Origin of the sequence: Bradyrhizobium icense (assembly GCF_001693385.1) — a bacterium.
GTDB classification, from domain to species: Bacteria; Pseudomonadota; Alphaproteobacteria; order Rhizobiales; family Xanthobacteraceae; genus Bradyrhizobium; species Bradyrhizobium icense.
The window spans coordinates 5676052-5689647 of record NZ_CP016428.1 but is presented as its reverse complement, the minus strand read 5'-3'; the positions used below and the strand labels follow the sequence as shown (position 1 = coordinate 5689647).

The 13596-nt window shown below is 62.2% G+C and carries 9 protein-coding genes and 1 pseudogene; 5 read left to right on the top strand and 5 right to left on the bottom strand.

What is annotated here, in order from left to right; genetic code table 11:
• The first annotated feature begins 9 nt into the window (after window positions 1-9).
• The 4 genes and pseudogenes from LMTR13_RS26555 to LMTR13_RS26540 all read left to right on the top strand — a co-directional run bounded on the left by LMTR13_RS26555 (window position 10) and on the right by LMTR13_RS26540 (window position 4616).
• On the top strand, window positions 10-1008 hold the full coding sequence (locus LMTR13_RS26555; protein ID WP_065732994.1) for a polyprenyl synthetase family protein: 999 nt from the start codon (window positions 10-12) through the stop codon (window positions 1006-1008).
• 292 nt (window positions 1009-1300) lie between these two features.
• Complete coding sequence (locus tag LMTR13_RS26550; protein ID WP_065732993.1) at window positions 1301-2851, top strand: hypothetical protein; 1551 nt, start codon at window positions 1301-1303, stop codon at window positions 2849-2851.
• The gene (locus LMTR13_RS26545; RefSeq protein ID WP_065730352.1) at window positions 2848-3750 is read left to right on the top strand and encodes a terpene synthase family protein; all 903 of its coding nucleotides are present in this window, start codon (window positions 2848-2850) and stop codon (window positions 3748-3750) included. The genes LMTR13_RS26550 and LMTR13_RS26545 overlap by 4 nt, the downstream gene beginning before the upstream one ends.
• An 85-nt stretch (window positions 3751-3835) precedes the next feature.
• Window positions 3836-4616, top strand: a pseudogene (locus LMTR13_RS26540) (beta/alpha barrel domain-containing protein).
• A 246-nt stretch (window positions 4617-4862) separates the two neighbouring features.
• Here the strand turns inward: LMTR13_RS26540 and LMTR13_RS26535 are convergent.
• Window positions 4863-5678, bottom strand: a complete 816-nt coding sequence (locus tag LMTR13_RS26535; RefSeq protein ID WP_083219240.1) for a nucleotidyl transferase AbiEii/AbiGii toxin family protein — start codon at window positions 5676-5678, stop codon at window positions 4863-4865.
• Window positions 5675-6475, bottom strand: a complete 801-nt coding sequence (locus LMTR13_RS26530) for a type IV toxin-antitoxin system AbiEi family antitoxin (RefSeq protein WP_083219239.1) — start codon at window positions 6473-6475, stop codon at window positions 5675-5677. The genes LMTR13_RS26535 and LMTR13_RS26530 overlap by 4 nt, the downstream gene beginning before the upstream one ends.
• 1877 nt (window positions 6476-8352) lie before the next feature.
• Between LMTR13_RS26530 and LMTR13_RS26520 the strand changes: the two genes are divergently transcribed.
• Entirely contained in the window at window positions 8353-8700 is a 348-nt protein-coding gene (locus tag LMTR13_RS26520) for a (2Fe-2S) ferredoxin domain-containing protein (RefSeq protein WP_065730351.1), read from the top strand.
• Window positions 8701-8864: 164 nt separating this feature from the next.
• On the opposite strand, the gene LMTR13_RS43870 is transcribed toward LMTR13_RS26520, so the two are convergent.
• The 3 genes from LMTR13_RS43870 to LMTR13_RS26505 all read right to left on the bottom strand — a co-directional run bounded on the left by LMTR13_RS43870 (window position 8865) and on the right by LMTR13_RS26505 (window position 13031).
• Entirely contained in the window at window positions 8865-8939 is a 75-nt protein-coding gene (locus LMTR13_RS43870) for a hypothetical protein (RefSeq protein WP_418219812.1), read from the bottom strand.
• A gap of 331 nt (window positions 8940-9270) precedes the next feature.
• Window positions 9271-9999, bottom strand: coding sequence for an OmpW/AlkL family protein (locus LMTR13_RS26515; RefSeq protein ID WP_065732990.1), 729 nt, complete (start codon window positions 9997-9999; stop codon window positions 9271-9273).
• 713 nt (window positions 10000-10712) lie between these two features.
• Complete coding sequence (locus tag LMTR13_RS26505; protein WP_065730349.1) at window positions 10713-13031, bottom strand: S9 family peptidase; 2319 nt, start codon at window positions 13029-13031, stop codon at window positions 10713-10715.
• Between the last annotated feature and the right edge of the window lie 565 nt (window positions 13032-13596).

Here is a 13596-nt window from a genome sequence, read left to right as displayed (position 1 = left end):
ATGAACAACATGCAGACCGGTTCCACGCTACACGACGACCGAACTGGCGTTTCCGCGCTCGGCGGATTGGGCGCGCAGGCGCGCGGCGCATCCAGCAGGCTGCTGCCGGAGATCTGGATGCAGGACGGCGCAAAGCGGGTCGAACAGGCGCTGGCGCGTCTTCTCTGTGCCGAAGACGACGGTGAGACCGAGCTGATGGCGGCGATGCGCTACGCCACCTTGCATGGCGGGAAGCGCACCCGCGCCTTGCTCTGTCTGGCTGCCGGCGCACTGGCCGACACGCCGGCGCACATGCTCGACGACGTCGGCGCCGCCATCGAGATGATGCACGCCTGTACCCTGGTCCACGACGACCTGCCCGCGATGGACGACGACGTGCTTCGCCGCGGCCTTCCGACCGTGCACGTCAAATTCGGCGAAGCCACTGCGATCCTGGTCGGCGATGCGCTGCAGGCGCACGCCTTCCTGACCCTGGCGAGCCTGGATGCGCCGGGCGACAACCGTATCGCGCTCGTGCGCGAACTGGCGCAGGCGGTGTCAGCCGAGGGTGCCGCAGGCGGGCAGGCGATGGATCTGTCGCTGGTTGGAAAGCACGTCGAGCTGGACAGGATCGTGGCGATGCACCGGATGAAGTGCGGAGCGCTAGTACGCGCATCCGTTCGCATGGGCGCGCTATGCGCCATCGCGGAGGATGCCGCGCACGCTGCGCTGTACTGTGCGCTCGATCGCTACAGCGCCTGTTTCGGCCTGGCGTTGCAGGTGATCGACGACATTCTCGACGCGACAGCGGATACCGCGACGCTGGGCAAGACCCCCGGCAAGGACGCGGCGGCGCAGAAGCCGACCTGCGCGTCGATCATGGGGCTGCAGGCAGCGCGCCAGTTCGCGCCGGATCTGTTGCGCGATGCCGGGGAGGCCATCGCCCCGCTCGGGCCGCGTGCAGAACGGTTGGCGCAGATCCTGCAGCGGGCCAACGCGTATCTGTTTAAGCACGCGCCATGCGCATGAGCGCGCCCGTCCGCATGGAGGCGCCCCTGTGCCGCTGCGATCGGCCGGCGGTGCATGCTGCACTGTGTCGGAGTCCGCGGCGCCGATCGCAGCGGTTGCCCGGCACGGCCGCGGCGCGCTGCGCGCAAGCCTATGCGGCGGACCGGCGGTCAGCATCGGGCGCGTCGCCGCGCCGGAGCAGGGCGGCCGTCCGGCGCTGCCCATGCGCCGGGCCGCGACGGGCCTGCGGCGACGTGCGCGGCGTCTGCCCGATCCTGGTTCTCGCCAACCGTCTGCAGAAGGAACATCCCGCGTGAACGCGCTGTCCGAACAGATCCTTTCCGAATTGCGCCACCTGCTGAGCGAGATGAGCGATGGCGGCAGCATCGGTCCGTCCGTCTACGACACGGCGCGAGCTCTGCAGTTCCACGGCAACGTCACCGGTCGGCAGGACGCATACGCGTGGCTCATCGCGCAGCAACAGGCCGATGGCGGATGGGGAAGCGCGGACTTCCCGCTGTTCCGCCATGCGCCTACGTGGGCGGCGTTGCTGGCATTGCAGCGTGCCGATCCTCTTCCCGGCGCTGCCGACGCAGTCCAGGCTGCAACCCGGTTCCTCCAGCGCCAGCCCGATCCCTACGCGCATGCGGTGCCGGAAGACGCACCGATCGGCGCGGAGCTGATCCTGCCGAAGTTTTGCGGCGAGGCCGCATCCTTGCCGGGCGGCGTGGCGTTTCCGCGCCACCCGGCGCTGTTGCCGTTGCGGCGAGCGTGCCTGGTCAAGCTGGGGGCGGTGGCGACGTTGCCGAGCGGCCATCCGTTGCTGCACTCCTGGGAAGCCTGGGGGACGTCGCCGACCACGGCATGCCCGGATGACGATGGCAGCATCGGCATCAGTCCGGCGGCCACCGCCGCGTGGCGTGCGCACGCCGTGACACAGGGGAACACGCCGCAGGTCGGGCGCGCCGACGCGTATCTGCAGGCGGCATCGCGGGCGACGCCCAGCGGCATCGAAGGTGTCGTTCCCAACGTCTGGCCGATCAATGTGTTCGAGCCATGCTGGTCGCTGTACACCCTGCATCTGGCCGGGCTGTTCGCGCATCCCGCGCTCGCCGAGGCGGTGCGCGTGATCGTCGCGCAGCTCGACGCCCGTCTGGGCGTGCGCGGTCTGGGCCCGGCCTTGCACTTCGCGGCCGATGCGGACGACACCGCCGTTGCGTTGTGCGTCCTGCGCCTTGCTGGCCGCGACCCGGCGGTCGATGCATTGCGCCATTTCGAAATCGGCGAGCTGTTCGCCACCTTCCCCGGCGAGCGCAATGCCTCGGTGTCGACCAACATCCATGCCCTGCATGCCTTGCGACTGTTGGGAAAGCCCGCCGCCGGCACCAGCGCCTACGTCGAGGCCAATCGCAACCCGCACGGTCTATGGGACAACGAAAAATGGCACGTTTCGTGGCTGTATCCCACCGCGCATGCGGTCGCTGCGCTGGCGCAAGGCAAGCCCCAGTGGCGCGACGAGCGCGCGCTGGCGGCGCTGCTGCAGGCGCAGCGCGACGACGGCGGCTGGGGCGCCGGTCGCGCGTCCACATTCGAGGAAACCGCCTATGCGCTGTTCGCGTTGCACGTGATGGACGGGAGCGAAGAGCCGACAGGGCGCCGGCGCATCGCGCAGGCGGTGGCGCGTGCGCTGGAGTGGATGCTCGCCCGCCATGCGGCGCATGCATTGCCGCAGACGCCGCTGTGGATCGGCAAGGAACTGTATTGCCCCACCCGGGTCGTGCGCGTGGCCGAACTCGCCGGGTTGTGGCTGGCGCTTCGTTGGGGGCGGCGCGTCCTGGCCGAGGGAGCAGGAGCGGCGCCATGATCCAGACCGAACGCGCGCTGCAGCAGGTGCTGGAGTGGGGGCGTTCCCTGACCGGGTTCGCCGACGAGCATGCCATGGAAGCGGTCAGGGGCGGCCAGTACATCCTGCAGCGCATCCACCCGAGCCTGCGCGACACCAGCGCCCGCACCGGCCGCGATCCGCAGGACGAAACGCTGATCGTGGCGTTCTATCGCGAACTGGCGCTGCTGTTCTGGCTCGACGATTGCAACGACCTTGGCCTGATCGCGCCGGAGCAGCTCGCCGCGGTGGAGCAGGCGCTGGGGCAGGGCGTGCCGTGCGCGCTCCCCGGATTCGAGGGCTGCGCTGTGCTGCGCGCTTCGCTGGCCGCGCTCGCATACGATCGTCGCGACTATGCTCAGCTTCTCGACGATACCCGGTGCTACTGCGCGGCGCTGCGCGCCGGACACGCGCAGGCGGCAGGGGCGGAACGCTGGTCCTACGCCGAGTACCTGCACAATGGCATCGATTCGATCGCCTACGCGAACGTGTTCTGTTGCCTGTCGTTGCTGTGGGGGCTGGACATGGCGACCTTGCGCGCGCGTCCGGCGTTTCGCCAGGTCCTGCGGCTCATCTCCGCGATAGGGCGCCTGCAGAACGATCTGCATGGACGCGACAAGGACAGGTCGGCGGGCGAGGCCGACAACGCGGCGATCCTGCTGCTGCAGCGCTATCCGGCTATGCCTGTGGTGGAGTTCCTCAACGACGAGCTGGCCGGCCATACGCGTATGCTGCACCGGGTGATGGCGGAAGAACGCTTTCCCGCGCCGTGGGGACCGTTGATCGAGGCCATGGCGGCCATCCGTGCGCAGTACTACCAGACCTCGACCAGCCGCTACCGCGGCGACGCTGCGGGGGGAGGCCAGCGTGCGCCGGCCTGAACGCGCGGGAGGCGGCGGCGTGCGCGCGCTGCCGTCGGTCCGATCCGACGCAACGCCGTCGCCCGATGCGACGGATGGAGCGAGCATGAGCGGCACCGCCCTGAGCCGGCGCAAGGACGACCATCTGGACATCGTGCTGGATCGGCGAACGGCGCCGGCCACGGTCGCTGCCGGCTGGGAGTACATCCGTTTCGAACACTGCGCCTTGCCCGAGTTGGACCTGACGCAGATCGACCTGCGCGCCTCGCTGCTGGGCAAGACCATGCGCGCGCCGCTGCTGATCAGCTCCATGACTGGCGGCATGCCACGCGCCGAGGCCATCAACCGGCATCTGAGCGAGGCAGCGCAAGCCTTGGGGATCGCCATGTGCGTCGGTTCGCAGGGCGTGAGCCTGCAATCCCGCAACTCCCAGGGGCGGACGCGCGCGCTGCGCCGCCTGGCCCCAGACATTCCCTCGCTGGCCAATATCGGCGCCGCGCAACTGCGCGAGACCGACGGCCTGGACCTGGCGCGCCGGGCGGTGGATGCGCTGGAGGCCGATGGACTCATCGTCCATCTCAATCCGCTGCAGGAAGCGGTACAGCCGGAGGGCGACCGCGACTGGCGCGGCGTCCTGGCGCAGATCGCTCGCGCCGCGCGCAGCGTGGGCGTGCCGATCGTGGCCAAGGCCATCCGCCTGGGCCGGACATCGCCGGGCAGGCTGCCGGCGTGCTGCGCGCGGCGACGGTGTCCACCGAGGCGGTTGTCGCCCATTTCGAGATCGTCATCCGCCAGTTGGCCGTCGCCTGCTTCTGCACCGGCTCGGCTGACTGGCGGCGTTGCGTCAGGCGCGCTTGTTGCCCTCGGCGCATCTGCCCGCCGGTTGATGCCGGCGTCGCCCCCACGTGGCGGCGGGCGCCTAGACCCTACGTTCGCCCTCTGAGGTGACGGGCGGCCCGCCCCGCGGCAAGCTCCTATCGAGGGTTGCGCCGGATGGTCCGGCGCCGAGCCTCAAGCATGGGGAGCGGGCCTGATGAACGATAGCATTTTCGTGGGGCTGGATGTGCACAAGGCGACGATTTCGGTTGCGGTAGCCGAAGCGATGCGCGGCGGGGAAGTTCGTAACTTGGGGATTACCCTCCGCCTTTCCAAGGATCTCCTGGCAATTTCTGAATCAAGACCGCTGCAATCTCATCAGCCGCCTTCTTCATGTCCCAAGAATATTCATTCGCCAGCAGCGGGCTGATATCGGCGGTGAACTGGGCATCCGTCATTTTCTGATGCATGTTCTGCTCAAATAGAGCGCGGGTGATGTTATGACCGCCATGCTCCATGTAGGTCGCAAAGGTTTTCACAATGCGCTCTGGATCAACCCCATCTCGTTTAAGAGCAATCGCAAGATCAAAGAGGTCGCGGCCTTTTTTGCGCTGATAGAGGGCGCGCAGCTTAGTGCCAAGCAGCTCGTCAAGTTCGTAAGTTGAGATATCGCATTTTCCTTCAAACCAACGCGAACTGACGCTGAATGGCACCTGTTTGAAACCATGGACAGCAAAATGCTCCCGTGTATTAGTCTCGACTTTGAGCCTCATATTGATCGGCGGCGTATCCTCGGAGGCAAAACGGTACACGAAGGTGACGCGACCTTCGGTTTGCTTCCAGCGGGGCGTGCCGAGCCACGGATCGAGGACGGAGCGCAAGGCTTCCATGACCGCGCCAGCTGGCTCTGCGCGGACCTGCACCAGATCAATATCCTCTGAGTAGCGGGCAGCGGGAGTGATGTAGAGCTTGTAGAGAGCCGTGCCGCCGCGGAATGCGAGGGCTTTCGAAAGTACAGGATGCTTGAATATCTCGACGAGCGCCCTGCAGATCGCGAGGTCTTGCTCGACCTGAATATCCTGCACCCAGGGTGCGTGAGCCCGCCATTCCGAGATGTAGTCGCGTGGAATCATAGCTCTGGCTCGACTTCGGCATTGACAATCAGTTTCCAGTCATCGTCACGGGCGGCCTCGTCGTGAGGCGCGGTCGGCAAAAGCACGGCGGACTGCCGCGCATGCTGCCGGACATAAGACTTGAGGGCTTCAGTACGGTCACCTGCACCTGCCTTCGTAAGAAGATAACCGAGCCGCTGCGCCCAGGGCATCGGCGCCGTTTGAGCCGCCGCCACGAGCTTTTCGGCATTTAGAGTCTCCGCCAGTTCCCCAAGGACCGTTGCGGCCTGATCGAGGCCGCCGATATGGTTGGGGTAGCCGACGAGATCGACAGCCGTAGCCTCCGGGGTAGAAACAAGCACTGTGCCGCGTGGAGTGTTGAAGCTCTGGGTTGGGATCGCAGCGATGTCCTTGCGGACGAAAAAGGCGACCCGAACCGCACCACTGATGAGCGGGCGTCGGCTTTTTGCCAGCATCACCTGGAATTCTTGAGGACGTTGGTGGGCCGCGCCGTGATACTGAGCGGCCGTTAGCAGCCCCGCATAGTATGTCAGACCCATCCTTTGCATGAGTGCGGGGATAAACTGGTCTGCGGGGAGAGATCCCAGAGATTGGTATTCGGGCGGGATGATGACGTAGAAGCCCCGGGCTGGTGACGCGATCAGACCCTGCTTGGCGAGACGGTTCAGAGCCAGCTTCGCCGCCGCCGGTGAGACGCCAAGCGCCTTTTGGGCATCACTGGACTCAAAATGATAGCGCCCGCTGGCAGCGAGTCGCGTCAGGTAATCTCGAGCATACAAGCGATTTTCTGAAATCATCTGCGTAAAGTATCATTTTTCGATACCTTATGCAAATGATCCATAACCAAGTTCCAATATTTTGACATTGTCAGTATTTCTCTCATCCAATTCTGACATTGGAGGCGCAATGAGTGATGGACCACATAGAAGCCTGCCCATGCGGCGGCACTGGAAGCACCTAGCGGAGCGATCTGCGAAGGCTGCGTTCTCGCCGGACCAAGTCTCCGAAGCGCTGCCGCATGCGCTGAAGAAAGAAATCCTCGCAGCGCCCATCAAGGAAAACCAATAGCAAGCCGTCCACGCACGCTCGTATTTGATTCTTGATAGCTGCTGCCCTGCGCCCGCCTTGTGGGCGACGCGCTCCGCCCGGTCAAAGCGTCCATCAATCTCTATTCTGCTCAGCTCCAGCTCGCGAGAAAGCATGGCTGCACTAAGACAATCCTCGGCAAGCTGATAACCTAGTCCCGCTTGCCTTTTCCTTTCCGTTCTCTTGGCCTGCGATAAGACGCCGGCGTCCTTTTAGGAGAATTGGCAGCTGCCTCTCCCTATATTGCTAGATCCACAAATCGGGTGCGAGCGAGCGCGAGCTGCACGGTTCCATGCTGTCTACGGAGTGAGGCGGGCCGGCAACGGGCGAACATCGACGCCAGCACTGTTTGGTCGGGTGAAGCCGGGTGTGGTCTTTGCTTCCGATGACACCCGCGCTTGTGGAGGGCGCCGAGATCGAGCAGGTGCTAGTGACATCCAAGGCGCGCTTGAAACAAAGAAAGCCCCCGGCGGCCACAACGCCGCCGAGGGCTCCGTCTGGGCTGGAGGGGGTATGTAGACCCAGACGTAACAGGACCGTTAGGGTGAGATAACGATCCTGTATCAGGAGTTCTTTGAGACTCGCTGAAACCAGATTGGCCGTGCGTGCAGGAAGAGGGGGAACAACCCTGCTACAAATCCCAGTCACGCGCGGCAATTCAAAGGGCATATCCATTGATCGTAGTCTTGTAATCGAGGTCTCCGCCCCAGGAATCAACTGATTGAAGGCAAGCGCCTTCAAGGTGTACAGCGCGAAGCGCCGGCGCCACTGGCATCGCTGATTGCGGTTTGCCATTGGCGCCAGTCGGGCTCCTAGCCGGCTTGGCTTGCGATCTCGCGCAAGCCACGCTCGGCGATCACGCGCGCCTCGTCGCACGGTCCAACGCTGACCGAAAGATGCGCTCGGTTCGCGCCGGATCATGCCGGTAGGCGATCACGCCTTGCTGCAGCAAAGCGTCGATCTCATCAGGAAGATCGCCGAATTGATGGGCTCCTCCAAGAAGACGACAGTTATGGCGATCGCTTCATCCTTGAGATGACATTGCAAGAGCCGGGCCATCCAGAAGGACCGGGATGCTCCGGCTATTTTGGGCCTCGCTTGCGGAAAAGCTGGAGGCGCGCGTGTCCGGCTCGATGTTTGTCACGTCCGCAACAGAAGAGACCGCTGCTGTAGCAAACGTGACAATGACTGGCGGTTGCACGTCGGCAGATTGAGAAGGATCGGCGCAGAAGCACGCCATCCCGCATCTTGGTTCGAAGCTTGCATTGAGAAGCAAGATGGCGGAGCAAGCAAAGCGGGAGCAAGGAAGATCGCGATGATGGGACCAGGCATTGAAGCACTGATCAGGAAGGCCTTTCCGGAGGCGGAGGTGTCCGTGGCAGATCATGCCGGCGACGGCGATCATTATGGCGCGCGCGTCATTCCGCGTGCCTTCACAGTCAAGAGCCGAAGCAGCATCAGATTGTGTATGCGGCGCTCAACGGGACAATGGGTGACGAACTTCACGCGCGCGCGCTGATGACCGCTGTCCCAGGGGCGATGCACTCGGACCTTGTCTCTCTTTAGATGAACCCAGCATGGCAGGCGCATGAACGCAGAAACGGAATTCCAGCTTCCTCAACTCTACAGGCATCATGTCTTTGCTTGCCACGTCCAGCGTCCGCCCACACATCCGCACGGCAGCTGCGGCGCGGCTGGCGCGCAAGTCCTGTGGGACAGGATGAGCAAGGCGATCGAAGCGCAAGGGCTCACCGATATCGGCTTCACGGCGGCGGGCTGCCTCGGCTTTTGCAACGCCGGACCCTTGATGGTGGTCTATCCCGACGGCGTCTGGTACCGCCCGACCACGGCTGACGATATCGACGAAATCATCGAGTCCCATCTTAAGGAAGGCAAACGTGTCGACCGCCTGGTGATGGTGTTGAAGCGGAGCTAAAGGCTCGGTTAGCGCCGCTTGCGCGGGCTATCAAGTACGGCGCGGCCTATGCGTCCAACGACTGACGTCTCTGGAATGTTGGATTGCCCTCATCGCCAGAACGATGAGTGGTGATGACCTCACACCTCTCTTCAAGAAATCCGTGCGCAACACTAGGCCCTGAGTTATCGGTGTGGCCTTATTTCATCGGGATCTTCGGTGAGATGGATGTTCTTGATCACGGTGCCGCGCTTGATCACCCTGGACGAGCCTTTGAGCTTCAAGTCCTTGATTCCCGTGACGCTGTCACCCTAGCGGCGTGCCGTTTGAATCCGTGGACCTTGATGTCCATGTGGTGCTTTTCCGCGACGCGCGCCGAGATGAGAAAATGATCTAATCGATTACTAACCCAATTCGATCGCGTCCGTCACCTCATGCTGGCTCCGCACAATAGCTCACAGCCAAAGCGGATGCGGCACCGGGCCCGGCTCCCGGCGCTGAGAGAGACGACGCTTCTTCGAATCGTCAGCTCGCTCGATCTTCTTGTTTGAGCAAATCGGGTTTCCACTTTGCCCGATCGTGCTCCTTACGTCAGTACTTGAAGGTGAAGCCGCCGCCGACCAGCCATGGATCGATATTGGCGCGCCCGGTGACGGGAATCGCGTTGTTGACGATCGCCGAATAATCCGGCCGCAGCCACAACTTCTTCACGTCGAAGTTGAGGCCCCAGTGACTGTCGAGCATGTAGTCGAAGCCGAATTGGACCGCGGCGCCAACCTGGTTGCTGACGTGCAAATCCGTCACCGCTAGGCCGGCAAACGGCGTATTGGCTGCAGACTGGTTGAAGAATACGGTGTAGTTGATGCCAGCGCCGATATAGGGCTTGAACGCGCCGAAATCGGTGAAGTGATACTGCAGCGTCAGCGTCGGCGGCAACAGCCAGGCTTCGCCGATCTCGAGCCCGTGGAGCGTCTCTGTGCCGCCGATGTGATGCTTGGTCACTCCGAGAATGAGTTCGGCGGCGATGTTCCTGGTGAAGAAATAGGTGATGTCGAGCTCCGGTATGACTTGATCGCTGATCGAGAGCCCGGAATTCGGCGACGACAGGGGCGGGACACCGGGAACATTGACCGAGCTGCCTCCGGCATCCGGCAATACGCCGAGCACGCGCAGACGGACCATCCAGGGATTGAACGATTCGACCGGCGGCGCTTTGGTGTAAGGCGTCGCCGTCGCAGCCTGTACCGACGTGGTGGCCCCACCGAACTCCGCCGCCAGCACGAGCAGTGACGCCGTCGTCAGAATTGTTCTTATTCTCATCAAATTCTCCATTCCCAAATCAACGCGGGAGTCGCGCGACGCCTCTGTCACACAGCGGGATGTCGAAGGATTTGATGCGGATCAAAATCGGGCGGTCGTGGCGCGATTAAGTCGCAACGTTGCAAAAGGATCACGGCCGTAGAGCGTGATGACGTTTCTTCGAAGCGTTATTCCGCTCTATATTGTGTTTGAGCATGATCTTCTCGGAAAACTGGTTTCCACGTTCCGGATCATGCTCTAATACAATCCAGCCGCAGCGGAACGCGCGGTCGAGGGGCCTCGAAGTTGCACCGCCGCCTGTCATGCCCCGCGCATGCCCGGGAATTCATTGACGCGGGAATGTTCGCCAAATTTCTCCGGCTTCCTCTAGCTGAAGGGCGCCGGCCGGCAAAGGTCGCCCTGTCGTTGCCCGCTGCACAACGCTATAGTTAGTGCCAACTGGATCCTGAGAGATGCGACCGAGCGGACAGCGGCTATGTCCTGTTCGGACCAACTCTTGTCTTTGCGATCGGCCGCGTAGAGACGGCCGCTTCGCTCGCATGGGTTGGTCGCGATGATGCCGCGGTCATTTGCGAACGACATCAGGCGCGCCATCGTCGTCCAGGCGTAGTCGGCCTTGCGGCGTGTTGGCGTACTTGTCCCGCCAGCTTTTGAACTCACCGCGAACTCCTCGGTCGGTGAACGCGGCGAGTCACCATGGCTCTTCCGCTCTATCATGGCCCTGAATTGCTTTTCGGCAGCTCGACCGAGGTGGCGTTCCAGTTAGGCGGTATCTGCCCGAGAACGTTGCGAACGAAGAAGTCCAGGAGCTTGAGCCGGCTGTAACGGCCCGGTGTTCCGTGATCTGCGCCGGGCACCACAAGCATGTCGAAGTATTTTCCCGCCGTGATGAGCCGGTCGGCAAGCTGGAAAGTAGAGGACGGATCGACATTGCGGTCGGTTTCGCCGACAATGAGCATCAGCTTACCTTGCAATCTGTGGGCGTTGTCGACGGCGGAGGATTGCGAATATTCGATGCCGACCGGCCAACCCATCCACTGTTCGTTCCACCAGATCTTGTCCATCCTGTTGTCGTAGCAGCCACTGTTCGCGACCGCTACCTTGTAGAAATCAGAATGGAAGAGCAGCGCACTCACCGCGTTCTGCCCGCCGGCGGACGTGCCAAAAATGCCGACGTTCGAGATGTCGTACCACGAATACTTCGCACTCGCCGCCTTGTGCCACAGGATTCTGTCGGGAAAGCCGGCGTCCTTCAGATTTTTCCAGGCAACATCGTGGAACGCGCGAGAGCGGTTGTTCGTACCCATTCCATCGATCTGAACGACGATGAACCCGAGCTGGGTGAGCGGCTCGACCAAGGCCGAGAAGGATTTGGGAACGCTGGAACCGGTCGGGCCGGCATAGATGTTCTCCACGACCGGATATCTCTTGTTTGGATCGAAGTTGATCGGCAGGTGAATGATACCCCATATATCGGTTTCGCCGTCCCGCCCCTTGGCATGGAAGCTGAGTGGCGGCTGCCAGCCGGCGGCGATGAGTTCGCTTATCTCGGCGCCCTCGACCTGCATCAGCTCGGCACTATCGCTGGCTCGGTACAGCGTCAAGCGCGACGGGACATCGATGCGAGACCACAGGTCGACATAGTAGCGGCCGTCAGGCGAGAACTCGATGTGATGATTGGCCAGCTCAGGCGTGAGCGCGGTCAGTCCCCTCCCGTCGAAGTCGATGCGGTAGGCATGGACGAAATAGGGATCCTCCGCTGGGTTCATCCCGCTCGCGCCAAACCAGATCTGGCGCTTGACCGGATCGACGTAATAGACCGCGCGGACCACCCAATCTCCTCTGGTGATCTGGTTTTTGAGCTCGCCGGTCCGGCCATTGAAAAGGTAGAGATGCTCGTATCCATCGCGCTCGGACGCCCAGATGATCTCCTTTCCGTCTTCAACATCGTAGCGGAAGGTCTTTCCAGTATGCGGCTCATCCACCAGTGGCTCGTAGTCGATAAAGGTGTGGCTGACCTCATCAATCAAAGAGCGCACCTGGCCTGTGGTGGCGTCGACCTCGAGAAGACGATAGAGCTGATGCCCACGTTGATTGTATTCGAAAGTAAATCCGCGCCCATCCTTCCACCACTGGATCGGCGAAAAATCGTAGGGATTTGGGAACGAAGCATTATCGACTGCGATCTCGCGCTGGCTGATGATATCAAACAGCACCGGCTGGGGCAGTGCCAAGGCATCACCGGGCTTCGGATACGTCATCGTCCAATGTCTCGGTTGAAGCTGGTCCCTCGGCGATGATTCGACGTAATGGACCTCCCGTTTGTGCCCTGGACGGATGCGGTAACCCGCGAGGTGACGCGAGTCTGGAGACCATCTCAGCGTCGACAAGGCATAGTAGTTGGTTTCAGATCCGTCCCAGGTCAAAGGGATGTCCTGAGAGCCATCCTTGCTGCGCAGGAACAAGTTGTAGTTCTTAGAATAGGCGAGCCATTTGCCGTCAGGCGATACGCTTGTCTTCTTTCGATCATTTGCCGCGGGCGGCGTGGGGCCGTAGCGCTCCTGATCGACTTCAGGTGGCATGGTCTTGCTTGTGCAGGCATCGCTTACAAGGTCGCAGCTCCACCGGGTATTCTCGATGTTGAAGGCGATCCTGCCAGCATCTTCGGCCAGCTTGAAACGGGCGAAGGGCAGGTTGTCGGCCTTATAGTCCTTGTGGCTTGCCCTGTTCAGCGCGGCCGCGAGGCGGGTCTGATCAAAAGCCGGCTGCTTTCTGCCCGTGGCAACATTCACCAGAATGAACTGATGCTTGCCTTTAGTCGTCCGTCGGTAGACGAACGACTCACCATCTGCGAGCCAGAACGGCCCGTCGGGGACATTGATAGTGAGATCTGCATAGTGATTGCCTATCGTGAGCGCTCGCTTGTAATCGGAGAGCTGCAGCTGATTTGCAATGCTATTCGTCGGAGCGTTCGCGGCAGCGGACCCCTGCTGAGCCAACAGAGCAAGCGTCAAAACGCCGAGCTTGTACATGATCGATTACCTCTTCTGGTTGTGTGGGATGAAGCACGAGCGTTGACTTCGCGAACGTTGTGCAGCTGCGTTTAGCGTCTCCTCCAGAGACCCGCACCGGACTTCTGCGCGTAGAGCACCGTGAACGTTGCTTCCAACTCCCTATGCGCTCGTGGTGTGCAGAATCGATGCCAAACGGAGCGCGATGCGCATTCCCCGTGTTTCTCGATCACGATGGTCGTCTAGGCGACAAGAACGTTGGATGCTGAACCAAGCCGCGCGTCTAAGATCAACACAAACCCCATGCCAGTTGCAGGTCACTGTCGACATCAGATCGACCACGCCCGCGTCTACGGCACTTTGGTCAATGATCAACCATAAGGCGCGCATCTGGCTCCAAGCGGTTCGGCTTGTTGCACTTGGGCGTCTATGGCGCGGCATGCAGTTTGTGGCGCAGGCGCATGCAATTAAGAAGATGACGCACCCGACCCGCACACGTGCACGACAGCCGAGCTTTTTCAGGCGGCTCGCCGCTTGCTTCATCCGCTGCGCCATCGCCGATGGCGCCGCCAAGGCGTTCGGTTGT

Excerpts from the sequence above, each read along its gene's own strand:
- LMTR13_RS26555 (WP_065732994.1), top strand. The coding sequence starts at position 10 with ATGCAGACCGGTTCCACGCTACACGACGACCGAACTGGCGTTTCCGCG.
- LMTR13_RS26545 (WP_065730352.1), top strand. The coding sequence starts at position 2,848 with ATGATCCAGACCGAACGCGCGCTGCAGCAGGTGCTGGAGTGGGGGCGT.
- LMTR13_RS26535 (WP_083219240.1), bottom strand. The coding sequence starts at position 5,678 with ATGATTCCACGCGACTACATCTCGGAATGGCGGGCTCACGCACCCTGG.
- LMTR13_RS26530 (WP_083219239.1), bottom strand. The coding sequence starts at position 6,475 with ATGATTTCAGAAAATCGCTTGTATGCTCGAGATTACCTGACGCGACTC.
- LMTR13_RS26520 (WP_065730351.1), top strand. The coding sequence starts at position 8,353 with ATGAACGCAGAAACGGAATTCCAGCTTCCTCAACTCTACAGGCATCAT.
- LMTR13_RS26515 (WP_065732990.1), bottom strand. The coding sequence starts at position 9,999 with ATGAGAATAAGAACAATTCTGACGACGGCGTCACTGCTCGTGCTGGCG.
- LMTR13_RS26505 (WP_065730349.1), bottom strand. The coding sequence starts at position 13,031 with ATGTACAAGCTCGGCGTTTTGACGCTTGCTCTGTTGGCTCAGCAGGGG.